17 protein-coding genes are annotated in these 26142 nt (G+C 35.2%); 11 read left to right on the plus strand and 6 right to left on the minus strand.

Features of this window, described 5'->3' with window-relative positions:
- Positions 1 to 11: 11 nt before the first annotated feature.
- From DDD_RS12460 to DDD_RS12485, 6 genes are all read left to right on the plus strand, one after another.
- Positions 12 to 401: a sulfite exporter TauE/SafE family protein gene (locus DDD_RS12460; RefSeq protein WP_041567447.1), complete on the plus strand. Its 390-nt coding sequence runs from the start codon at positions 12 to 14 to the stop codon at positions 399 to 401.
- 70 nt (positions 402 to 471) lie between these two features.
- Positions 472 to 1317: a DUF2911 domain-containing protein gene (locus DDD_RS12465; protein WP_015363251.1), complete on the plus strand. Its 846-nt coding sequence runs from the start codon at positions 472 to 474 to the stop codon at positions 1315 to 1317.
- Positions 1318 to 1471: 154 nt separating this feature from the next.
- Entirely contained in the window at positions 1472 to 2026 is a 555-nt protein-coding gene (locus tag DDD_RS12470) for an RNA polymerase sigma factor (RefSeq protein WP_015363253.1), read from the plus strand.
- Complete coding sequence (locus tag DDD_RS12475; protein WP_015363254.1) at positions 2016 to 3644, plus strand: outer membrane protein; 1629 nt, start codon at positions 2016 to 2018, stop codon at positions 3642 to 3644. The genes DDD_RS12470 and DDD_RS12475 overlap by 11 nt, the downstream gene beginning before the upstream one ends.
- 220 nt (positions 3645 to 3864) lie before the next feature.
- Positions 3865 to 4572, plus strand: a complete 708-nt coding sequence (locus DDD_RS12480; protein WP_015363255.1) for a hypothetical protein — start codon at positions 3865 to 3867, stop codon at positions 4570 to 4572.
- A 117-nt stretch (positions 4573 to 4689) separates the two neighbouring features.
- Positions 4690 to 5100, plus strand: coding sequence for an OsmC family protein (locus tag DDD_RS12485; RefSeq protein ID WP_041567448.1), 411 nt, complete (start codon positions 4690 to 4692; stop codon positions 5098 to 5100).
- A gap of 64 nt (positions 5101 to 5164) precedes the next feature.
- Here the strand turns inward: DDD_RS12485 and DDD_RS12490 are convergent, their stop codons facing one another.
- From DDD_RS12490 to DDD_RS12510, 5 genes are all read right to left on the minus strand, one after another.
- Complete coding sequence (locus DDD_RS12490) at positions 5165 to 5764, minus strand: hypothetical protein (protein WP_015363257.1); 600 nt, start codon at positions 5762 to 5764, stop codon at positions 5165 to 5167.
- A complete protein-coding gene (locus DDD_RS12495; protein ID WP_015363258.1) occupies positions 5765 to 7498 on the minus strand; it encodes a sodium:solute symporter in 1734 nt (577 codons plus the stop codon).
- A gap of 80 nt (positions 7499 to 7578) precedes the next feature.
- A complete protein-coding gene (locus DDD_RS12500) occupies positions 7579 to 10125 on the minus strand; it encodes a PIG-L family deacetylase (RefSeq protein WP_041567146.1) in 2547 nt (848 codons plus the stop codon).
- 205 nt (positions 10126 to 10330) lie between these two features.
- A complete protein-coding gene (locus DDD_RS12505; RefSeq protein WP_015363261.1) occupies positions 10331 to 11107 on the minus strand; it encodes a DUF1206 domain-containing protein in 777 nt (258 codons plus the stop codon).
- A gap of 64 nt (positions 11108 to 11171) precedes the next feature.
- The gene (locus DDD_RS12510) at positions 11172 to 12275 is read right to left on the minus strand and encodes a serine hydrolase domain-containing protein (protein ID WP_015363262.1); all 1104 of its coding nucleotides are present in this window, start codon (positions 12273 to 12275) and stop codon (positions 11172 to 11174) included.
- A 122-nt stretch (positions 12276 to 12397) separates the two neighbouring features.
- On the opposite strand from DDD_RS12510, the gene DDD_RS12515 reads away from it, so the two are divergent.
- Entirely contained in the window at positions 12398 to 15967 is a 3570-nt protein-coding gene (locus tag DDD_RS12515) for a methylmalonyl-CoA mutase family protein (RefSeq protein WP_015363263.1), read from the plus strand.
- Between the two features lie 96 nt (positions 15968 to 16063).
- Here DDD_RS12515 and DDD_RS12520 read toward each other — a convergent pair whose 3' ends face one another.
- Positions 16064 to 16249: a hypothetical protein gene (locus tag DDD_RS12520; protein WP_041567147.1), complete on the minus strand. Its 186-nt coding sequence runs from the start codon at positions 16247 to 16249 to the stop codon at positions 16064 to 16066.
- A 355-nt stretch (positions 16250 to 16604) separates the two neighbouring features.
- Here DDD_RS12520 and DDD_RS12525 point away from each other — a divergent pair, with 355 nt between their 5' ends.
- From DDD_RS12525 to DDD_RS12540, 4 genes are all read left to right on the plus strand, one after another.
- Complete coding sequence (locus DDD_RS12525) at positions 16605 to 19226, plus strand: T9SS type A sorting domain-containing protein (protein WP_015363265.1); 2622 nt, start codon at positions 16605 to 16607, stop codon at positions 19224 to 19226.
- Positions 19227 to 19294: 68 nt separating this feature from the next.
- Positions 19295 to 22279 carry a T9SS type A sorting domain-containing protein gene (locus tag DDD_RS17315; protein ID WP_015363266.1) on the plus strand — a complete coding sequence of 995 codons (2985 nt, stop codon included), beginning with the start codon at positions 19295 to 19297 and terminating at the stop codon, positions 22277 to 22279.
- A 158-nt stretch (positions 22280 to 22437) separates the two neighbouring features.
- Complete coding sequence (locus DDD_RS17735) at positions 22438 to 24924, plus strand: T9SS type A sorting domain-containing protein (RefSeq protein ID WP_015363267.1); 2487 nt, start codon at positions 22438 to 22440, stop codon at positions 24922 to 24924.
- A gap of 414 nt (positions 24925 to 25338) precedes the next feature.
- Positions 25339 to 26076 (plus strand): hypothetical protein, encoded by a 738-nt coding sequence (locus DDD_RS12540; RefSeq protein ID WP_015363268.1) that lies wholly within the window; start codon positions 25339 to 25341, stop codon positions 26074 to 26076.
- The last annotated feature ends 66 nt before the right edge of the window (positions 26077 to 26142 follow it).

Consider the following 26142-nt stretch of genomic DNA (forward strand, 5'->3'; position numbering starts at 1 on the left):
AACGTAAAAAAATGACTTTATCAACGGTACTACTTCTTTTATTAATAGGAATTCTCGCTGGCGTTTTGAGCGGCAGTGTAGGAGTAGGAGGCGGCGTTATCATGGTTCCTTTGGCAATTTGGTTTTTAGGCTATTCTCAGCATCAAGCTCAAGGAATGAGCCTTGCTGTACTTGCCGTTCCTGTTACATTTCTAGCAGCTTACACCTATCATAAAAATGGCCATACACTCGACTGGCGATATGCTTTAATTATTGCGGCTGCTTTTGTTGTAGGTGGTTACTTTGGATCTAAGATTGCTGTGAATATTAATCAGCAAATGCTCAAAAAAATATTTGGTGTGATCCTGATCATAGTTGCCATTAAGATGATTTTCTTCTCCAGCGCAAAAGGTGTTAGTTAAGAAAACGATAACACTATTAAAGATCTAAAACAACGACATTTACATACTATTAAAATCTAAAATTATTATAATGAAAAAATTACTATTTTCTTTGTGTTTACTATTTATAGCAAGTACGGCCGTTGCTCAAATTGAAGCACCGCAACCTAGCCCTAAAGCAAAATCCATGCAAACAGTAGGTCTTACTGAGGTTACACTAGAGTATTCTAGACCAGCTATGAGAGATAGAGAGATCTTTGGTAACCTAGTACCATTTGGTAAACTATGGAGAACTGGTGCAAATCAAAATTCTATGATTACTTTCTCTGACGATGTAAAGTTTGCTGGAACAAACGTGGAGGCTGGTACGTATGCTGTTTACACAAAACCTGGTAAGAAAGAATGGACAGTGATGTTGTACAACGACACTAGCAACTGGGGTAATCCAGCAAAATGGGATGATTCTAAAGTGGTAGCTACTGCAACGGTAGAAACTAATAAATTGAAGAATCCAGTAGAAAGCTGGACTATGGCAATTAACGAGTTAACGATGGACGGCGCTCATTTACAAATGATGTGGGATGAAACAATGGTAGCAGTCCCTTTTACGGTTCCTACGGCTTCAAAAACACAGGCGAGCATCGATAAAGTTATGGCAGGACCTAGTGCAAACGATTACTATAGCGCAGCTACCTTTTATTTAGATGCAAACAAAGACTTAGAAAAAGCACACATGTGGATTTCTAAGGCGGTGGAAGCTCGTCCAGATGCATTCTGGATGCACAGAAGAAAATCTCTTATTGAGGCAAAAATGGGTAATACTACTGCTGCAATTGCAACAGCAAAGCAATCTTTAGAGCTTGCTCAAAAAGCAGGAAACATGGATTATGTAAAGCTTAATAAAGACAGCCTTAAAGAATTGGGCGTGAAGATGTAAAAATCTTTTGTTGATATACCGCTTTCGCGAAAGCGGAACAATTAAAACCGTTTGGAAAATTTCTAAACGGTTTTTTTAGTTTTCTACGCAACCTTTTTGGTTTTATTATACTATAGAATATAAGTATAACTTTGAACTCGGAAAATATTACAGATTGAATTTAAAAGAATTGCTCAAATCCTGTAAAAAGGATGATATAAATGCTCAGAAAGAGCTCTACGACCGTTACAAAGACGTGCTCTATATTTTGTGTTTAAAGTACAGTCGCAGTAAGGAAGAGGCAGAAGATATTCTTCACGATTCTTTCATGATCATTTTTACTAGTCTGAATAAATACAAGGGAAAAGGTAGTTTTGAAGGCTGGATGAAGCGCATTGTTATCAATAAAGCCATTACATCATTTAAAAAAGCTTCTAATTTTAATGTGTTGTTAAATGAAGAAATAACTGGCGAAGTTGTTATAGAAGAATCCTCTATAAAATCTATACCTCTTAAAGAGATTTTAAATGCCATACAGCAGTTACCAGATCGATATAGAATGGTATTTAATCTTTATGAAATGGATGGTTATAGTCATAACGAGATTAGTAAAATGCTAGATATTACTGTAGGTACTTCAAAGTCTAATTTACACCGATCAAAAATTTTGCTTAGAAAAAGAATTAAAGAATGCAACAACAATCTAAATACTAGGTCTTATGGGAACTAAAAGGGATATAGGATCATCAATAAAAGAAGGGCTCAATTCATTTGAAGCATCGCCAGATGATGTAGTTTGGTCCAAGCTAGAAGAAAGTCTTAATAAGAAAAAGAAAAGACGAACACCTATTTGGTTATGGTTTTTAGGTTTAAGTATCTTATTAATCGGTGGAGTTATAGGAGCTTCTTTTAGTTTGGTTTTTGATACACCACAAGTTAATGAAATAGTTGTAGATGAAAATGGTGAAACTCATGAAGATTTAAATTCTAACGAAATAAAAACTGATGAATCCTTTCATCCGGTTGAATTTGAATCTATAGAAAGGCCTTTTATGATATCATTAATCGAAGATGACTCCATAACAAATGATTTTAACGATAAGAACATTGCTTTGAAAAAAGATAGTACTGAAAGCTCTAGAGATGCATATGTGGTATTAGAATATAGGGCAAATGATAAATTTGAATCTATTAAAGGGTCTAATAATGAATCTGTTGTGAAAAAAGTCAACACAGAAAGTATGACATATACATCGCAAAATATTTCACAAATCGATAAAGACAAACAGTTAGCAGATCGAGAAAAAAGTAATGAAAAAAAGTTCAATTCCACAGCTTCTACTCCTGCAAAAGCAACAGATGCTTCTGTTGTAACAGTTAAAAGTGAAAAGGAAGTAATGTCACATAATATATCTCAAATAGAGTTAGACAAACAGTTAGCATTTCAAGATAATAATGATCAAAAAATGACCAATGCCGCAGTTCCTGATCTTGGACAAGAAACGGACGTTGTTTACGACCAAAAGTTAGATAGCAAACTCAGTCGTAGAGATAGTTTATTAAACGTTCGAGAAGAACGATTAGAAGAAAGAAAGAAAAGACGTTTGGCTTATCAGGCAAAAATTTCAAATAGAAATAAAAGAAGTGATAGTTCTCTAATTGAAGAAAAGCAGGTGGAATGGAGCGCCAGTATATCTGGGCTTGCAGTGACTTTACAAAATTTAGGTGATAATAGCGCAATAGGACCTGATCTTAATGAAAATGATTATGATCAAGATTACTCTATAGGATTTGGTGCTGCGGTGCATTCTAAGGTTTCTAAAAATTTACAGTTAAGTGTTGGTATAAACTATTATAAATTTAATCGTACAACCAAAAATATCTCTAGTACTAACGTGTTTTTACCTATCAATGATCCATTAAATATTAATTTAGAATATGTCAATTTTAATGGTAATATCAATCAATTAATAGATAATGACGGTCAATCATTTGATATCGAGCAAGAGTTAGAATACGTTTCTATACCGTTTACAGCTAGATACTTGATAGTAGACGGAATGGTTAGTCCGTATTTTACAGGCGGATTTAGTTATGTACACCTCATGGATAATAGCTTTGTTTATATCGGGAATGACGGCAATACCATCAGACCGTTAGGTGACTCAAATATTATCAATGATTTTAACGTAACATTCAATTTTGGAGCAGGACTTAAATTCAAATTAGTGGATAACATTCAATTTGTGACTGAAGGAATCTTTAATTATCAGTTTTTTCAGTACAAAGATAGAGATGTTCGTCGTTCCGTCTTACAGTTCTCAGCTGGGTTAGAATACAAATTCTAATTGCGTAGGGTGAATTAATCTCAACTTAAAATATTAACGAATTCAGGCTAAGGATGAGCGTTTTACACGTTTTCATCTCAGGAAAATATTGTTCTATTTAATTAGGGATAAAACAGTTGATCAATAAAATTCATTTACTGGAAATTGGGTAAAAGCCATTTTAAGACAAATTATATCCTTCATTTACTAAAAACAAAAATCTAATTTAAAACGAATACACATGAAAAAGTTCACTTATCTTTTACTCTGCTTAGGTTTAATATTAAATTCATGCAGTGATGACGATCAAATTATCGATAACACTCCTTTAACTCCTAAACTGTATAGAATAACGCAAATTGTCACACCAGGTGTAGATGGTTCTGCCACAACAGAAGGCTATCACGAATATGAGTACGGAACTAATGGATTTGTTTCTAAAATTAAAATGTCAGGCGGTGGCTATCATGATTTTTTTTACAATTCAAATGATGAAATAATAAGAATATCTTTTAATGGCTCAAATGGTAATACTTACGATAAGAATTACACTTATGCTAATGGTCTTATACAGTCAGAAACTTATAGTAGTAATGGAAATACAACCACTTATGAATATGATGCAAATGATAGATTAGAACGTAAAATCACAAGTTTGAATATGACCACTTATGATTATGATACTAATAATAATGTTATAAGGACATACTACGACAACCAGTTTGGTTTTGACTATCAATATGATGATAAAAAAAATCCATCGTATGACATTTTTCCAGTTGCTTATAGAAAAGCCAAATCGATTTCTAGAAATAATACTATCGCAAGGACGGATGGTGTAGATGACAGAATCAAAACTTTTCAATATGGGCCAAATGATTATCCTGTTTCTTACTTATCAGTACGATTTGGAGTATACAATGATGAGCATTTCTTCACTTATTACTAATATAAATTTCAAGCAGGTTTAGTATTTCAAGTTATCATGTCTTCTGAAATCTCTGTTAATAGGTCTTTTAGATCATTTGTATTTTCTAAATTTGAGAATAAATTTAAAAAAAGAAGAATGAAATTTTCAAGAAAAGCAAATGCACAATGGAAAGGAACTGGTAAAGAAGGAAAAGGGAATATCTCCACTCAAAGTAGTGTTTTAGATAAAACTCCATATGCCTTTGGGACTCGATTTGAAGAAGAGAAAGGCACCAACCCAGAAGAATTAATAGGAGCAGCTCATGCAGGTTGTTATACCATGCAGTTGAGTTTTTTGCTTAATGAAGAAGGATTCACGGCAACACATCTTTCTACAGATGCAAAAGTGACTTTTGACGACGGAGAAATCACTCATGTGGACTTAACACTGAGTGCTGATGTTCCAGAAATATCAACAGATAAGCTGTCTGAAATCGCTCATAAAGCAAAAGAAGTATGTCCAGTTTCTAAATTATTAAAAGCAAAGATCTCTTTAGAAATAAAGTAAAAAAACTTTAGATCAAGTCAACCGTCTCAAGAAATTGCAGGCGGTTTTTTGATGTCCTAATTTCTTAAAATACCTGAAATGACCAGTAAAAGTATTTGGATAATATACTTATGGTTAAAATAGAACCGATAATTACAGCAATGATTCTCAAATTTCTTTGTCTAATACAAACTGCAATTAGAATAGGTATAAAAGCAAATAATACACCTAGTAAAGTACTTATAGCCTCACCAGGTCCATACCAAGAATCTATGGATAATAACGTCATGATCCAGTGTACAACACTTTCAAGTAACCAAAATGCTAAAACCCCAATTAACAATAGTTCGCGCCAGTTAGGAGTTGACGTATTTTCAGTATTAGGTTTGATGTCAGGATTGAAGTCTTGTTGCTCAAAACTCATGTCTCGTTCAAACTGATTTTGATGAGAAGACTGAGGACTTATATTTGGAAATACATCGTTTTGAATAGTTCCATAAGAGTTTCTAGGAATTTGAGCTTTAAACAACTGAGCTACCTCTTGAACTTCCTTGGCAATGGCGTAAGAGTCTTCTCCTTCAAGGCGTAATTTATAATCTGGCCTGATGTTTTTCGTGAGCAACTCATGAGCTGTGAATGGTCCGAATTCTCTAAAACCATCGTAATAGAAGTACTTATTCACCATTTAACTATCTTGAAACTGAAAAGTGGTTTTAACTCCTTTATCTGTAGAACTTATAAGTACCGCAATTCCTATTGTCAAGAACGCACCTAATGGATTGAGCCATAAGAAAGGTAAAATCTCAATTCCAGGAACAAATTCGTGTAATATGGCACATGTGGCTACAATAATTTGAGAAATACATGCTGCAATAAAAACTGCTTTGCCATTCACTTTTTTAAAGTAAAAAGCTACTAGAAAAATACCTAAAATCGTACCGTAGAAAATAGAACCTATAAAATTAACTAGCTGAATCAAGTTGTCAAATAAGGAGACAAAACTTGCAAAAAATATAGCAATGATTCCCCACATGAGCGTGAACCATTTACTCATATTTACATAATGATCATCATCTTTATCTACTGTAGAACTAAATCTTTTATAAATATCTACCGAAGTTGTAGAGCTCAATGCATTCAGCTCAGAAGCTGTAGAACTCATCGCTGCACTTAATATTACGGCTAGTAATAATCCAATTAATCCTTTTGGTAAATGATTAAGAATGAAATGGATAAACACAAAATCCTTGTCATTAGTTTCAATGCTTTGATCTGCTTTTTCTATAAGTGTGCGAGCAGTTTCTCTATTTTCTTCTTCTTGAGCTCTCAAATAAATTAAGGCAAGCTCATAATTAATAATATCCTGACTTGCAGAGGTGCTCAATGCATTAGCATATTTTTTTTGAACTTGCTGTTTTTCATTTAATATCTCCTCATGACTGGATTCTAATCTACTGTACTCGCCTGCAAATGCACTTTCTTTCACTGCTTTCTCGGCTGCTGGATTGAAGTTAAGAGGCGTAGAATTAAACTGATAAAAAACAAATACCATGACACCTACCAGCAGTATAAAAAATTGCATCGGCACCTTAAGTAAACCATTAAACAACAAGCCTATACGCATTTGTTTTACTGATTTACCAGAAAGGTAACGTTGCACCTGAGATTGATCTGTCCCAAAATAACTTAGCATCAAGAAGGTAGCTCCGAAGAGCGCACTCCATACATTATACCGATCGTCTAATGAAAAGTCAAAATCTAGTATTTGCATTTTTTCAGCACTACCGGCCATCGTTAATGCATTATCAAAAGTTACATTATCTGGTAATTGCGTCACGATAAGCACAAAAGCTGTAACCATACCAGCCATGATGACTACCATTTGCTGTTTTTGAGTCACGTTTACAGCTTTAGTTCCTCCAGAAACGGTATAAATTATTACCAGTATACCTATGATAATATTCAAATATTTTAATTCCCAATCAAGAACGGCACTTAAAATAATTGCTGGCGCATATATCGTTATTCCTGCTGCCAGACCTCGCTGAATTAAGAATAGAATAGAGGCAAGAGATCTTGTTTTTAAGTCAAATCTCTTTTCTAGAAATTCATAAGCCGTATAAACCTTAAGTCTATGATAAATCGGGATGAATGTGACACAAATAATGATTACCGCAATAGGAAGTCCAAAGTAAAACTGGACAAACTCCATCCCATCAGTATATGCTTGACCTGGCGTACTTAAGAATGTAATAGCACTTGCTTGGGTTGCCATTACAGAAAGACCTACAGTCCACCATCGCGCATCACCACCTTTGATGTATTCTTCACTCGTCTGTCTTCCACGTGTTTTATAAACACCATAGAGTACAATAAAAGCCAGTGTACTTACTAGTATGAACCAATCAACTATTTCCATAAACGGAGCTTAAAATATAAAATAGTATGGCAAAAACAACATTTGCCGCTATAACTAACGCATAAAAACGATTCCACTTTTTAGAGTTTTCTTTGGCCATCATTCTTTTCAATTAATTCATCTTCTACTCCTATACTGATCATGTTTGCCAACAATTTGTACGCTCCAGAAACTCCAGCAGGTAGCTCTCTAAAGAGACTTAATCCAGTATAAATTATATGTCCTTTTCCATAAGGAGCTACGATCAAACTACCGTTGGTCATTTCTTCACCTTTGTCATTCATCCCTAAAATAGGAGTAAAAGCAGGATCCCAATCATCAGGAAAGTAAAGTCCTCGCTCTTGCACCCAACCTTCAAAATCTGCTGAGGTAATCGCATTAGGTGTAGACATGAGTGGATGCTGAGGTTCTAATATTTTTACGGTAGCATTTTCGTCAGTTACTCGCTTTCGCGAAAGCGTAATAGGTAAAGGCCCTAAAACATCACTATCCATTCTTCTGCTCGTATTATATTGCATCAATAATGTGCCACCATTTTTGACGTAAGAATCTAATCTAGGTTGTAACGCTGCCATATCTTCTTTAGCGACATTAAAAGCTCTAATTCCTATTACAACAGCATCATACTTAGACAAATCTGAAGGAACTTCACTAGGCTCAAATTTAAAAACTTTACTGCCTATTGCTTCTATCGCTTGTGCCACATCATCTCCTGCACCATTGATGTAGGCAACCGTATTAGCTTTGTTCTTTAAATTAGGATTGACCAGTTTTGTTGTTGCGGTTTTAGTTAACTGTTGATTAGGAATATGGTCGAATTCTATAAGTATAACCTCGTCATAAAATCTTTTTGTTCCTGACTGAACTTTTACATTCATAATATCTTCTCTCTCCACATCACTAGATCTAATTTCTATCACATGAGTTCTAGTGTCTCCCTTTTTCATAGAAAATGGTTTGATATTATAATTAGGCTCTTCCCAGTAAGGCCCAGTTCTTTTGTATACTATTAGGCTGTCAATATCCTTGAAAGCTTTTAGTTTTACATTAACTTGTTTAACTTCATTATTAGAGAATATATAAACAGGGTTTTCTATTGAGATTGAAACCTCGGGCACAATGTGAAAAGGTTCATTAACTTCTCCACGCACAGGATCGGTTCTTTTATGAATGATAGGGATTTCTCGATAAAGCTCTGTTCCATTGAGCTCAATGAGCGCTCTGACCATAAACTCGCTTTGTTTCTCTGGTAAACCTGTAAGACTGCGATCTTTAAAACTGTACATTCCCAAGGTACCTTTTTCTTTTAAGTAATAGGGAGTGCTGGCTTCATAGATGGCAGGAATTTGAAGTGTTCCAGAAATTCTTTTACTTTCATTTTGATTTAAAGAAAAGGACTTTTCTTTAATGGTTACCAATTGATTGGAGAGTAAGCTAATTCTAAACTCTTCATCAGATCGATTAGTCAATTCAATAGCAACTTCCAAAGATTCTCCGGCGGTTGCGGTATTAGTAGCAACACTTGCTTCTAGATAAACACCAGTTATATCAAGAAGAATTTGGTCTAATTCTGCGAGCTTGATGTTTTTCCAATGCTCTTCTTTAAGGTTAGAGATTTGTGATCTCAACTTCAATAAGGCAGGAATACTAGCTGTTGGTTTCTTGAAGTTATAATTTGCTATAATAGAATTTAATTGAGTTTGTATGCGACTGCCACCTTTCACACGTGTCCATGTGGTATTAATACCTGAAAATAAATCAGATTTATCGGTAGGGAAAGAACCCTTTAGGTATTCTAAATATTCAGTTTGAGTACCTCGAGAACCGCTACTACCAAAGCCTTGAGATTTGTGCTGGCTTCTACTCAGTGCTGCTATTTCACTATTAGACAACCCTTTATGTGGATAATAGGTACCTGCGTTTATTTCTAGAAGATTTGTTTTATCTGCCTTTTCAAAAGCTTCTTGACTGCCATAAAACCACCAGCTCGTGTTAAAAAATATGCGTTGCGCTTGCCATGTATCTAGATCTTTTAATTGATTTGCATAAATGGTTTCATCTGCAGCAAACTCATAAACTTTCATACTCAACATCGCGCTAGTCGTGTGATGTCCATGCGTTGTTCCAGGTGTGCGGTGATTGAATCTATTGATAATAACGTCTGGTTTGAACTCTCTAATAATTTGTACCATATCTTCCATCACCTCTTGCTGATCCCATATTTCTAAAGTTTCATCAGGATGCTTTGAATAACCAAAATCGTTAGCTCTTGTAAAAAACTGTTGTCCACCATCTATATTTCTCGCTTCTAGAAGTTCTTGTGTTCTTATCATTCCTAATTGCTCTCGCAGTTGTGGACCTATTAAGTTTTGACCACCATCACCGCGTGTAAGAGAAAGGTATGCGGTGCGTGCCATTCTATCGTTTGCAAGCCATGAGATAAGTCTGGTATTTTCATCGTCTGGATGTGCAGCAACGTATAACGCAGTTCCTAAGAAGCCTAATTTCTCAATTTTATGAAAAATCTCTGCAGTGTTGGGTTGTTTGTGAGCTAGTCTATTCTCTTGAGCAACAGCGGTTGACAAGAATAATAATACAATCGTAGAGGTAAAAATAAAATTCTTCATACAGTCTGTGAAGATAGAATTTTCTAATCTTAATATTTTGTGAAGTTTTACTTTCAAAATTTCATGCAAAGAAGCTTCCGAATATCTAAACCGATTTTTAAAAATAGCTCTTGTTTTACATTGAAATGAAGGTTTCAAGAGTTTCTTATAGTTCCGCTTTCGCGAAAGCGAGAATACGAAAAACTTAAATATTTTCAAGCTAATTTTACTTAATAGGAATATTACGGTGCTTACCGCTTATAATTAAGTAGAGGCCGTAACAAGTGAGTCCAGAAGCTACTATACCCATAATAACAGCCCCATATTGTACACTCATAAATTGAAATGCAGCATCTGCTCCTTTGGGTAAGTTTTTAAGGCCATAATAAAGTGAGCGGTACATAATGTATGAGAAAACTCCAAAAACGATCCCGCGACTAAATCTTCCTACACGTCCTAGAAGCATCAAGTATTTGTATTGCAAATCAGTTAGATTATCTTTGTGCATCATCTTATCCATCATAGAAGAAAAAGAAATCCACCATTCATTAATTGCACTTACGGCTAGACCTGATGCGATAATAAACACAATAATTTTGCCCCATATTGTTTGTAGTAAAATGACTTTCCAGCCCGAATCTCCAGAATCATTAGGCATTCCAAACAGTAATTTCAAACAAGTGAAAAGAAGTAAACAATAACCAAGACCGTTAATTAAATAGGCAGCCCTACGATAAAAAGGTTTTTCAGTAGAACCGTCATAATCTTGCTTATTAAATGTGAGGTAAAAGCGAGAAAAAATATAACCAGCTAGTCCTACACTCATTGCAAATAGCAACACTCTGCCAAAGGTCAACTCAGATATCCATTCCAATACATCATCTCCACCCTTAAGAGCATATTGTAACTGGAAAGCAGTTATGAGTGCCATAATCCCCATGAGGCCAAAGACAACACCTTTAGTGGCGATGCCTATACGACTGTATCTTCTGTAATTTTTCAATCTAAGTCTTTAAAAAACCAAATATAAAAAGGAGCAAGAAGAGCAAAGTATAATTATCAAAACTTTAGTTACTTGTAACATCCATAATCTTTGCCCACATTTCATCATGTAAGGTAACAGGAACTAGACTTCCTGAAGGCTCGTTACCCATTCTGATTACTACCATATTTAAGCTAGGCACCACATCTATAAATTGGCCGTTTTTACCTAATGCACTTATCATATCCACTGGTCCCGATGGTGTTAAGGATGACGGAATCGTTGCTGTTGAGCCTGGAAACCTTAAAGAATTTTTACCGTTTAACCACCACAAGTATCCATAGGACTCATTAATATTTTGAGATGTGTTGGTCATGTCATTAAAATAGGTACTATCGCCTAATACAGTTGTTCCATTCCAGTTTCCTCTGTTTAATGTAAGTAAACCAAAACGGGCAGCGCTTCTAGCAGTACTAATAAATAAATTACTGGATTGTGCAGTATTTGTCCATAATCCAGTCATGCCTATTTTGTCTTTTATCGCGCTTGTGGTATAATCATTATTTGATACTCCAGTAGCAGCTTCTAGAATATCATGAGTAATCAGATAAGTTCCATTATGGTAGTACCATTCATCGCCTGCATCGTTGAGATAGTTTAGGCAAGATGGGTCATAACAATTGTCATTTGTTACGTTATAATCAATACCAGTTGTAAAAGTCAAGTGATTTCGTATCGTGATTAAATCTTCTTTAGCTTGTGGCATGCTAGTCCATCCAGCACCTAAGTAGTCCGATGTTTTATCGTTGATATCTAAAAATCCATCTTCTTGTGCTATTCCTATTAACGTGCCTGTTAAAGATTTTCCTGCACTTGCCCAGTACCAATTGCTATTTACATCAAATGGTTGACCAAGCAAATCATTATTCCAGTATTCCTCAACAACGATTTTACCATTAACGAGAATTATAAAAGCTCTCGTTTCATTAGTTTCTAAAAACGTGTTGAGTTCAGTAAGTTTTTGAGTGTCCCAATTTAATGATTCTGGAGTTGAGGTTTCCCAGCTATTGCCATTTAATGAAGGAAAGTAGGCCTCTTCAATAGGAATGAATAGATTATCATCAGTACTATTGCAAGAGGAAAGAATTACTACAAATAGAGTCAAAGAAAAATACCAATATTTCATCATGATTGATTTTTAGATTACAAGAATAATCATTTGACCATAAATAAATGTAAAAGTTTAAAGAGTACTAACCAACTACGTTATCGATTTCGTAATTTTGCAAATCTTTAAATGAGAATATCGCAATGCAAGATCAAACACCATATGTTCCAGTAAATAAAGTAAGAATAGTAACGGCTGCCAGTCTTTTTGACGGTCACGATGCTGCTATTAATATCATGCGTCGTATCATTCAATCGACCGGTTGTGAAGTGATTCACTTAGGACACGATAGAAGTGTAGAAGAAGTGGTAAATACCGCTATTCAGGAAGATGCAAATGGTATTGCCATGACTTCTTATCAAGGTGGTCACAATGAGTACTTTAAGTACATGCGTGATTTATTAGTAGAAAAAGGCGCAGGACACATCAAGATTTTTGGTGGTGGAGGTGGAGTGATTCTACCATCAGAGATTCAAGAATTGATGGATTATGGAATCACACGCATCTATTCACCAGACGATGGTCGTGAGATGGGATTGCAAGGAATGATTAATGACTTAGTGAAGCAGTGTGATGTTCCTGTTCCCGCTTTCGCGAAAGCGGTAAAGAAACAAGAAACAAGAAACAAGAAACAAGATGAAGTTTCAAGAGAATTAGTTTCTGAAAATCTAAAAGAAAAACACGTTCCATCCATAGCTCGGTTAATATCGTTGGCAGAAAATAGACATGAAGAGTTCGACGATCTTTTTTCCCCTTTAGGGAAAATGTCCGCGGGACAAAAGGGGCTTGCACCAGTTCTAGGAATTACAGGAACCGGTGGAGCTGGAAAGTCATCACTTGTAGATGAATTAATACGTAGGTTTTTAATCGATTTCCCAGAGAAAAACATTGGAATTATTTCTGTTGATCCATCAAAACGTAAAACTGGTGGAGCATTACTAGGCGATAGAATACGCATGAATGCGATTAATAACGATCGCGTTTATATGAGATCGCTAGCTACGAGACAATCTAATTTAGCCTTATCAAAGCACGTTCAAGAAGCGGTAGATGTTCTAAAAGCTGCAGACTATGATTTAATCATTTTAGAAACTAGTGGAATAGGCCAGAGCGATACTGAAATCTTAGAACACAGTGATGTGTCTTTATATGTAATGACACCAGAATTTGGTGCAGCCACACAATTAGAGAAAATTGACATGCTTGATTTTGCAGATGTAGTGGCAATCAACAAATTTGATAAACGTGGTTCACTAGATGCATTACGCGATGTAAAAAAACAATACCAGCGCAATCATAACTTATGGGAAGCAGATCCTGCAACGCTACCAGTTTATGGAACCATAGCAAGCCAATTCAACGATCCAGGAATGAATGCTCTGTATGAAGCGCTAATGGCTGAGGTAACTAAGAAAACGGGAGTTGACCTGAGTTCTAAAAACGAGCTCAATAAAACACAGAGCGAAAAGATATTTGTGATTCCGCCATCGAGAACTCGTTACCTAAGCGAAATTGCCGAAAGTAACAGAGCTTATGACAACACTGCAGCAGCGCAATCTACAGTAGCTCAAAAACTATACGGTGTCTATCAAACCATCAATACCTTAATTGATCAAAATGAAAATGCCAGTTCGAGCGACAGTCGAGAACGATTTATCACCGAAAAAGGATTAAATGAAGACTACATCTTATCTCAAACACAAGCTGACGATGCAGACTTTATGAATCTACTGATTGCTCAGTTTAACAAATCACTTAAAGACCTCGATCCCTACAACTGGGAAATCATCACCACTTGGGATGATAAAGTAAATAAGTACAAGCAGCCTATTTACGAATTCCAAGTACGTGACAAAGTCATTAAAATTGAAACGCATACCGAGTCACTTTCTCATAAGATGATTCCTAAAGTAGCGCTGCCTAAGTATAGCGCTTGGGGCGATATTTTAAAATGGTGTCTACAAGAAAATGTACCAGGAGAATTCCCGTATACCGCAGGATTATATCCGTTTAAAAGAACAGGTGAAGATCCTACCAGAATGTTCGCTGGTGAAGGTGGACCAGAACGTACTAACAAGCGTTTCCACTATGTAAGTCTAGGTATGCCTGCAAAACGTTTGAGTACCGCATTTGATAGTGTCACTCTTTACGGTAATGATCCAGGATTGCGACCAGATATTTATGGTAAAATCGGAAATGCTGGAGTTAGCATTTGCTGTCTAGATGATGCAAAGAAATTGTATTCTGGATTTGATTTGTCGCATGCCATGACATCGGTTTCTATGACTATTAATGGTCCAGCGCCTATGCTATTAGGGTTCTTTATGAATGCTGCGATAGACCAGAACTGTGAAAGATTCATTACAGAAAACGGACTAGGCGATAAAGTAGAGGCAAAGCTCAAAGAAGTTTATGACGATAATAAGGTAGAACGTCCATCTTATTTAAACGCTCAAGGCGAAAAGGTATATTCTAAAAATGGTCAAGTAGATGTAACTAAACTTCCGGAAGGTAATGATGGTTTAGGTTTAATGCTTCTTGGTTTAACAGGAGATCAAATCCTCGATCCAGCAGATTATGCCAAAATCAAACAAGAAACTCTTGCGCAAGTACGCGGAACCGTTCAAGCAGATATACTCAAAGAAGACCAAGCACAAAACACCTGTATTTTCTCAACTGAATTTGCATTGCGTTTAATGGGTGATGTACAACAGTATTTTATTGAAGAAAAAGTGCGTAACTTCTATAGTGTATCCATCTCAGGATATCACATTGCAGAGGCTGGAGCAAATCCGATTACGCAATTGGCTTTCACACTGGCAAACGGATTTACTTATGTAGAATACTACTTAAGTCGTGGGATGGATATCAATAAATTTGGTCCTAACTTGAGTTTCTTCTTCTCCAATGGTATCGATCCAGAATACTCTGTGATAGGTCGTGTGGCTAGGAAGATTTGGGCCAAAGCGATGAAGAACAAATACGGAGCCAACTCTCGTGCACAAATGCTGAAATACCACATTCAGACCAGTGGCCGTTCACTACACGCACAAGAAATAGATTTTAACGATATACGTACGACCTTGCAAGCGCTTTATGCGATCAATGATAACTGTAACTCATTACACACAAATGCTTATGATGAGGCAATCACCACGCCTACAGAAGAGTCAGTAAGACGTGCGATGGCAATACAGCTGATTATCAATAAAGAGTTAGGTCTTGCCAAAAACGAGAATCCTATCCAAGGAGCGTTTATCATTGAAGAGTTGACAGACCTTGTAGAAACTGCCGTTTTAGAAGAGTTTGACCGCATCACAGAACGTGGTGGTGTCCTCGGAGCGATGGAAACCATGTATCAGCGTAGTAAGATTCAAGAAGAATCGATGCACTATGAGATGTTGAAGCATACTGGCGAGTTCCCAATAATTGGAGTAAATACCTTCTTGAGTTCAAAAGGTAGCCCGACGGTTTTACCAGCTGAGGTAATCCGTGCAACAGAAGAAGAAAAACAAGCTCAAATAGCAACTAAGGATAATTTACATTCCGCTTTCGCGAAAGCGCAACAAGAACAATTATCTCAAATCCAAAAAGCAGCAGTTGAACAAGGAAATATCTTTGAGCACTTAATGGAAGCTACTAAGATTTGTACGTTAGGTCAAATTACTGAAGCATTGTTTGAAGTAGGTGGGCAGTATAGACGTAATATGTAAGATGGTGTTGCCATTTTATATGTTGCATAAATACTAAGGTTTAAAAACTCCTCGCCTTAGAAAAGGCGAGGACAGATTTGGCAGCTGTGCTGCAAATTAGGAGTGGTTGAAAAGTGCTGGAATTATCGATAAAACTTGTATTTGTTTTGGCGCAATCACCGCATCAATCCTTTCCGACCAAAACTCGCTACGGCTCGTTTTGCCCACCTTTCCTTTGCCAAGGAAAGGAGTTTCTATTTCCATTGTTAATAATCCGCTACAGAGCATATTTGTTTTTTGCATTTATCGATATTATTTAAATTCAATTTGAAGCCTTTCCCTTTGGAAAGGGAAAAAAGCAAAGAAGCGACAGCGATGCACAAAAAGGGTTCGGCGCGATGCAAGAATGGATCGAGAATCAGTTAACTAAACAACTGTTTGGGCTTAAAACCTGTCAGGTTACCACTGCTTCTCCCTTGCGAAACCTTACAGGTTAGAGCAAAGCTTTTGATTAAAACAAGATGCCAGTTCGAGCGAGAGTCGAGAATAGTTTAAGTCAAGAGTAAATTCCTGAATCATCAATTTTTCAAAAACTTTACTTATTCGTTCTTTAGTTAGTTAATTAGTTTTTCCTTTTATTTGTAGGAAATATTTGATTATGAGAAAATTGATACTTTTTGTTAGTTTGGTTTATTCTATTTACAGTTTGGGTCAAAACATTAATATTCCAGACCCAATTTTAAAAAATAGATTAGTTACTTTAAATTTTAATAATAATACAGCTTTTGATCAGAACGGAGATAGTATCAAAATTGATTTAGACAATGATAATGAAGTAAGTGTTACAGAAGCTGCTCGCGTTTATGAACTTCACTTTAATCAATTAAGTTTTCAGTCAGGTATAGGCTTAAATGATTTTCCTAATCTTGAAACACTTTACATTCAAGCCTCTCATATGACCGTATTCACATTGGATGGATTATCAAATTTAAAAGATTTGCGAGTTGAAGGTCATAGGGGCAATGTTTTTGGTACAGTTTGGCTTACATCCTTAACCTTAAATAATCTAATAACTTTATCAGAAGTAAGATTAGATTCAAATGATAATTTAAGTACACTTAACATGAGTAATTTACCAGCTTTAGAAATTTTTCAAGTTCGATTTAGTGCTTTGACATCGCTAGATTTTACTGGTATGCAAAATTTAGAGAGAATTACTGCTGATAATAATAACCTCACCAATGTAAACTTAACTGGCTTACCAAGTCTTGAATACCTGACATTGTCTAGAAATCAGCTTACCTCTATTGATATAACTACTTTACCTATTTTGAGAAGTTTAGGCGTCAATGTTAATTCATTAACTTCATTGGATATAAGTAATAATCCACTCATACACACTATTTATGCTATGGAAAATCAATTAAATTCTCTAACATTTAATGGTCAATATACGATTCTTAACAACCTCGATTTAGGACAGAATCAATTCACATCCATTGATGTTTTACAGTTTCCCAATTTAGAGAGGTTAGATCTTGATGACAATATGTTGAGTAGCATTGATATCTCGTCTAGTGATAATTTAGATTTTTTAAGAGTTGGTAACAATAACTTAAATAATATAGATGTCACGGATAGAGTAAATTTGCGAAATCTATATATTAATGAAAATAATTTAATAAATTTTGATATTGGGCAAATGGGTGTCAACCATTCTTCAAGACTAATTAATTTGTCTGATAATATTTTATTAGAATCAATTAACGTAAAAAATAATCTTTCAGATGTATTTTTCCAAAATAATATCAATAATCTTCCTAATTTATTGTACGTATGCGTTGATGATCAGGAATTATCAAATTTTTCAAATTCATTTCCAAATACTGTTGTAAACAGCTATTGCTCATTCACACCAGGAGGTAATTTTAATGAAATAAAAGGAAGTATTTCTATAGATGTTGACAACAACGGTTGCGACACAACAGATCCAGTTTTTCCAAATTTTAATTTTACAGCAACAGATGGAACAATCACGGGAGTAATTTCTTCAAATCAAGCAGGAGAATATTATGCGCCAGTTCAAGACGGTCAACACACTATCACCCCAAACCCAGAAAACCCAACCTACTGGAATTTTTCACCAGCAAATGTGGTAGTAGACTTCCCAACTCAAACAAGCCCATTTACACAAGATTTTTGTGTAACCGCAAATGGAACAGTAGAAGACTTAGAAGTAGTTGTTGTACCACTAGAACAAGCACGACCAGGATTTGATACAGACTATAAAGTGGTCATTAAAAATAAAGGAAATGTTACGACTAGCGGTTCTGTAACACTCGATTTTGAAGAAGGGTTTATAACCTTACTTTCTTCCACGCCTACAGCTGCAATGCCAATAACTAATCAATTGAGTTGGTCAGTGAGTAATTTGCAGCCATTCCAGATGGAAGAATATGAGTTCACGATGACTCTAAATACGCCAACTCAAGCTACCAATCCTTTAAATGGTGGTGATATACTCACCTTTACAGGAACAGTTACGGGAACTGGAGCAGACGCCATGCCAGCAGATAATGTGATGGTTTTTGATCAAACGGTAGTCAACTCTTATGATCCTAACGATAAAACTTGTCTAGAAGGGAAAACTATTGATCCTAGCGATGTTGGAGAGTACGTGCATTACATGATCCGTTTTGAGAACACAGGAACAGCTAGTGCGGTGAATATTGTGGTAAAGGATGAGATTGATTTGAGTCAGTTTGATATCACGACATTGATTCCGTTAGGTGGTAGTCATGATTACTATACGAGAATCAGAGAAGGAAATGTGGTAGAATTTATTCATGAAGATATCAATTTAGATTTCAACGATGCGACTAATGATGGTCATGTATTATTTAAAATCAAAACTTTAAACACTTTAGTGACTGGAGATACTTTTGATAATACTGCAGAGATTTATTTTGATTTTAATTTCCCAATCGTGACCAATACCGAAACGGTAACGGTTCAAAGTACTGCGAGCATCTATGAAGCAACAGATGCATCTATTGCGGTGTATCCTAATCCTACATCAAGCTTATTAAACATAACTAGTGAAAATGGTATTCAGAATGTTACCGTTATGAATATAAATGGTAGGTTACTATCACAATATCAGTTTACGAGCAATCAGTTAGCACAACAGATTGACGTTTCTAATCTAGGAACAGGAATGTATTTTGTGACCATAGTTAGTGACTTAGGCAGTAGTACTCAAAAGGTCGTGGTAGAGTAGTAAGCTGGGGTTTGTTACGCTTTCGCGAAAGCGTAATTGCAATTATTAATCATACTTAAATTTTATTTATGAAAGGATTCTTTTTTATTATCGCTGTAAGTTTATTCAGTTTGTCTAGCGCGCAATGTACTTATAAATTAAAGTACCAGTCATCGCAAATTTTTACCGATAGAAGCAACATTCCCACTTACCAGTATACCATTAATTCGGGCCAGCCACAAAATATCTCAGGTGCTGCGGCAAATGGTTATGAACATACAATTACGGTTAATGATGGTGATTTGATAATATTTACACTGACCTCTTTTGGTATGGATAGTGATGGAACCACACAGTACGGTGAATTAGCCATTGAAGATTCTGATGGGATTACCGTAGGCCAAACAGTAGAATTAATGAAAGAAGGAAGCAATGTTACTGCTGTTGCATCTTGTACAACCTGTCCAGTTATAACTAACCTTACTTTATCTAGACCTACCATATCAATATCTCCTTATCCTAATTTATTACGATGGAATGCTGGTGGCACAGAAACACAGTGGGAAATTGTTGCAGTACCATATGCTACTGATGTTAACGATGTGATGAACACAGTGTGGTCTACAACAGTTAATACCACAACCTTTGAATTCACTCCTAATATTTTACCTGATAATGAGTTGTATTCCATCTATGTAAGAGCTCTCTGTGGTACTTCTAGTTTTAGTAAATTCAAATTAAGCAAAGTGCTAAAATCTGGAACTCCTGCAGAAATTCCAAGTAGTGCTTATGATTACAGCTTTTCTAATCAAATTGTAGATCGTAAAGGTGGCTATTTTGAGTTTGAGGATCTTGATATCAATCATGATAATATCATTCAGGAAAGAGAATTAAACAATGTAAGAAGCATAAGTCTAGATTTTAAAAGTTCACTCAACTTAACTCCTATATTAACTCGATTACAATCCGTGGAAATTGCAACTATAGCGGGAGATCAAACAACGCCAGTAGATATTTCTCAATTAATTAATTTAAAGGGTATTTCATTAAAAGAATTAAGTTCTTCCTCTATTGATTTAACGTCAAATACTTTTTTACAAGGTATTATAATTGATTATAGTGCCACATCACTAACTGATGTTAATACAAACGGATTAAATTTTTTAGAAGTTTTTATGGCGCTCAATTCTAGAATAGAAACAGTAGATTTTTCTACAAATCCATTGATTAGGAAGGTTTATTTACCAGTATCTTTTCTAGATTGTAATGATTTAACTGGTGCAAATTCAATAACATTCCTTAGGCTTTCTGATAATGGCTCTTTGTTGAACACTGATGTGGTGAGCACTTTACAAAATTTAGAAATTCTTTATTTAACAAGCACAAGCCTTTTAGATTTTGATTTAAGTAGCTTACCGGAATTAAGAGAATTTAGATCAACTAATTCTTCTTTAGTCGCTGTAAATTTTAATTCCAACACGAAACTTGAAAAATACGATTTAAGTGATTGTGACGATTTAATAGCTATTTATCACCGTAATGGTAGATTCAACGATTACAATCCAAATTTTTCTCCTGGTTATTTTGTTTTTGATGATACGCCTGCATTACAATATATTTGTGTAGATGATTTTAACGTAGCAAGCGTTAATAGTGAATTAGCTCAATTTCCTGTTAGAACTGCCGTGGTTAATAATGATTGTTCATTAGGTGTAGATGGTGCTATAAATCGAGTTACTGGAACTGTAACTTTGGATAGCGACTTAAATGGATGTGATTTAGTCGATCCAAGATTTGCACATATTAAAATGGAAAACATACAAAATGGTACTTTTTTCTCGGCTAACTCAAATGGAGAATATACTTTACCATTAACTAATGGCGTTTTTAATTATGCACCTGTGTTAGAAAATCCAACTTATTTTAATGTATCGCCTAATTCTTTAAACGTTACATTTCCAACAACAGCAACTCCATACAATCAAGATTTTTGTATAACTCCCTTAGGCTCTATTGAAGATTTAGAAATAATTATTGTACCGTTAAATGATGCAGTTCCAGGATTTGATGCTAGTTACAAGGTGATGATTAAAAATAAAGGCACTGTGATTCAAGATGGATCTTTTTACATAGAATATGATCCAAATTATGAGACTTTGGTCTCTACGAGTCCCGTAGCAAACATTTTGAGTGCTAATAGATTAGAATGGTCATTTTTTGGAATAGAGCCATTTGAGGTAAGAAACTTTGAATTTGTCATGAATTTAAATACTCCTACTGACGCTGTTTTCCCTCTTAACTTAGGAGACAATGTAGATTATTTAGGTATTGTATCTACTAGCTCTGGTAATGATCAAATGCTTACAGATAATATTTTCAATCTCAAACAAATAGTAGTTAACAGTTTTGATCCTAATGATAAAACATGTTTGCAAGGTTCAGTTATTGAACCATCTCAAATAGGTGATTATATACACTATATGATAAGATTTGAAAATTTAGGAACAGCACCTGCGAGAAATGTCATTATTACTGATCAGATTGATATTACTAAATTTGATCTATCTTCTATTGTTCCTATGGAATCTTCTCACGATTATGTCTTTCAAAATTTATCTGGTAATGAGATTAAATTCTTTTTTGAAAACATCAATCTAGACTTCAATGATGCGACTAATGATGGTTACGTGTTATTTAAAATCAAAACGCTCACCACGTTAACTGAAGGTGATACTTTTGATAATACTGCAGAGATTTATTTTGATTTTAACTTCCCGATTGTGACAAATACAGAAACGGTAACTATAATGACAACTGCAAGTATAGGAGAAACTACGGATCGTTCCATTTCAGTATATCCTAATCCTGCAAAAGATTTTATAACAGTTTCCTCAGTGAACAATCTTAAGAGTGCCACATTAATTGATGTAAACGGTAGAACTTTATCTCAAACTAATTTTACCGGAAACACAACAGAACAACGCATTTCTTTAGAGAACCTAACTTCAGGAGTTTACTTTGTCACTATTCAAAGTGATTTAGGTCAAAAGGTGGAGAAAGTGATTGTGGAGTAAACACATACGATTTTTATTTGAGCAAGGCCTTTTCTAATGAAGAGGCTTTTTTTCCGCTTTCGCGAAAGCGATACCTCAATTTAAATTAATTCTAGAAAATAAACTTTTCAATACGCAACTTTTTGTATCATTCTGTATCTTTAGAAAAATCACCAGTTATGAAATATCCTTTTAAGCTTTTATCATTTTTAATTTTGTTTTCGTTTTTGGGCTTTTCTCAAGATGAAGGTACATTTTGGTATTTTGGAGAAAATGCTGGACTTGATTTTTCTACAAGTCCTCCATCAAGCATTTCGGATGGAGCTTTAAACTCTTTTGAAGGTTGTTCAACTATAAGCGATGGTCTAGGTAATTTATTAATGTATACCGACGGTACTACCATCTGGAATCGAAATCACATTCCTATGCCTAATGGCACTGGTTTATCAGGCAATTCGTCTAGTGCTCAGTCTTCTACTATAATCAAAGATCTAAACAGTCCTAATTTGTATTATATTCTTAGTGTGGGTGTTTCTTCAGGATTATATTACTCCATTGTAGATATGAATTTAGAAAATGGATTGGGAAATGTAGTTAATGGAAGAAGAAATATACTAATCGATCAAAACACTCAGGAGAAAGTAACTTTTACTATAAATAGTGCAGGTGATGCATACTGGATCATAACTTTTGATGAGCCCGAATATAAAGTTTATCGCGCCGCAGGAGGAATTGTTTTTAGTTCAAGTTTGGTAACATCAAATTTGCCAGCGACTTCGATTTTAGCCGATAATCGTGGGATGTTAAAAGTTTCACCTGATGGCACAAAATTAATTAATACAAGTGTTGGTGATGGAGCTATTATGACCACATTTGACCGTTCTACTGGTATCGTAAGTAATCCGATTCAATTATTTGGTTTAGGATTTAATAATTTTTATGGAGCAGAATTTAGTCCAGATTCTAACCTTGTTTATTTAAATGGGAATTCATCATTGACAGGTAATAACTGTGGGACATCAAATCAAAGAGAAATTTATCAATATCAAATTGGTGGCTCGGCAAATTGGAATACTCAACCTATTGCATTAGGAGGTTCAATAGGAGCAAACTCTGGTCGTGGTGCATTACAATTGGCCAAAGACGGAAAGATTTATTTTGCCAGAACTTGTCAGCCTTGGTTAGGAGTAATTAATAACCCAACTGTTATAGGTACAGGAGCTAATTATGTGGATGATGCTGTTCCATTAGCTAATAGTAGTCTAAGTAGGGAAGGTCTACCTAATACCTATGTTTTTGATTATCGAGATACTTACAATACTATTATAGGAAGTTCTGTTCTAGACGTTGATAGTAATGGTTGTGACGTGACTGACCCAGCATTTTCAAATTTATTTTATACACTTAGTTCCAGTAACTTCAATTCTTATGCTATTTCAAATCAAAATGGCACTTATGAAACATTATCTCCAAACGGGATTTTCACACTTACTCCACAACCTGAAAACCCAACCTACTGGAATTTTTCACCAGCAAATGTGGTAGTAGACTTTCCAACTCAAACCAGTCCATTCACTCAAGACTTTTGCGTCACCGCAAATGGTACCATTGAAGACTTAGAGGTATTTGTTCTACCATTAGAACAAGCTCGTCCAGGTTTTGATACAGACTATAAAGTGGTAATAAAAAACAAAGGAAATCAAACGGCAAGTGGTTCAGTGACTCTGGACTTTGAAGAAGATTTTATGACCTTACTTTCTACTAATCCTAATGCAGGAAACACACCTAGCAATCAATTAAGTTGGTCATTTAGTAATTTGCAGCCTTTTCAAATGGAAGAATATGAGTTTACCATGACTTTAAATACGCCTACTCAGGCTACGAATCCATTAAATGGTGGTGATACCTTAATCTTTACAGGAACTGTTACCGGAACAGGAATAGACGCCATGCCAGCAGACAACACCATGGTATTTGATCAAACGGTTGTTAATTCTTATGATCCTAATGATAAAACTTGTCTGGAAGGAGAAACTATCGAACCTAGCGATGTCGGAGAATATGTGCATTACATGATCCGTTTTGAAAACACAGGAACAGCTAGTGCGGTTAATGTGGTGATTAAAGATGAAATAGACTTGACTCAGTTTGATATCACGACATTGATTCCGTTAGGTGGTAGTCACGATTATTATACGAGAATCAGAGAAGGAAACGTGGTAGAATTCATTCATGAAAACATCAATCTAGATTTTAACGATGCGACTAATGATGGTCATGTATTATTTAAAATCAAAACGTTGAACACCTTAACTGATGGCGATACATTTGATAATACGGCTGAGATTTATTTTGATTTTAATTTCCCGATCGTGACAAATACAGAAACGGTAACTATAATGACTACAGCAAGTATAGGAGAAACTACGGATCGTTCCATTTCAGTATATCCTAATCCTGCAAAAGATTTTATAACAGTTTCCTCAGTGAACAAGCTTAAGAGTGCCACATTAATTGATGTAAACGGTAGAACTTTATCTCAAACTAATTTTACCGGAAACACAACAGAACAACGCATTTCTTTAGATAAGCTAACTTCAGGAGTTTACTTTGTCACAATTCAGAGTGATTTAGGTAAAAAGGTAGAGAAAGTGATTGTGGAGTAAACTAGATTTACTAATAATTTGAAAACTACAAAGCCTTTTCTAATGAAGAGGCTTTTTTGTTCCGCTTTCTCGAAAGCGGTAAAAGCCCCATCATAAAACGTTCATTAAGCTACTTATGAAAAGCTGATATTTTTCAAAACTTAATTGACTTTATATCTAGCAACTGTCGGATTGTTCAAAATGTATAGGACATAGATAGTTTCTAATTTAACGGTACATTATTCAAACACAGGAAAAACGTTAAACATTATCTAACAAAAATAGCAGATCATCAGCATTAAATCGGTTTTATCGATTTTTAGAATTCGTTATAATTATTAACATTTGTTACGTGGTATTTTTGCAAAATCAAAGTAAAATAAAAACTATAACTACCATTATTACGTAGTTATAGATGTAAATAAATTCTTAATTATGAAAAATATATTGTTTTTGTTAATGACGATTTTAGGTACGTCGAGTGCCTTCTCCCAAGTAGGAATTAACACACCAACTCCTGACGAGTCTGCCGTTTTAGACATCTCATCGAGTGATAAAGGAGTATTGTTCCCACGTATGGATTTAGGGGACTTAACCGTTGCAGATCCAGTTGTAAATCCAGAAGAAAGTTTGGTAGTATGGAATACAGATGCTGCAAACGGCGGAGCGGCAAAAGGATTTTATTATTGGGATGACATGTGGAAACCTTTTGGGTCAGCTGCTAACTCTAATAACGAATTATCTGGTGTTTTTGGTAAATTAACTTTGGACTCAAATTTGAGTATTAACTTAAGAAGGTATAATAACACTTCAATTAACGGCTCTTCCTCTGGAACTTCGTCGGGAACATCACTCAATAAAGGTCAGTTTACCATACGTCCAGAGGTCGATGGCAGGTATCAAGTGATTTATACGGTTAGTTATAAAAAAGATAATAATTCAGGTGCAGATGAGATCGAATTTTACTTTTCTGAGAATACAAATGCCATAAACGAAAGTAAGAAAACCGGTAGTTTGTCAACCTCTAAAACCACAGTTACTAACACTATCGAGCTAGATCTTAGAGCAAATCAAACCTACGGCATCGGTTTTTCAAGAAGTAATGAGGCTCCTAACAATGTACCATTAACGATTTTTGCTGACTTAACAGAGTTTAGCATTCAGCGTCTTTAAGGTAGTTCGATTATTACGCTTTTTCTGATGCTGTGCTTATCCTATGAATTAAAGCGCAAGTAATTT

This window comes from Nonlabens dokdonensis DSW-6, assembly GCF_000332115.1.
GTDB lineage: Bacteria > Bacteroidota > Bacteroidia > Flavobacteriales > Flavobacteriaceae > Nonlabens > Nonlabens dokdonensis.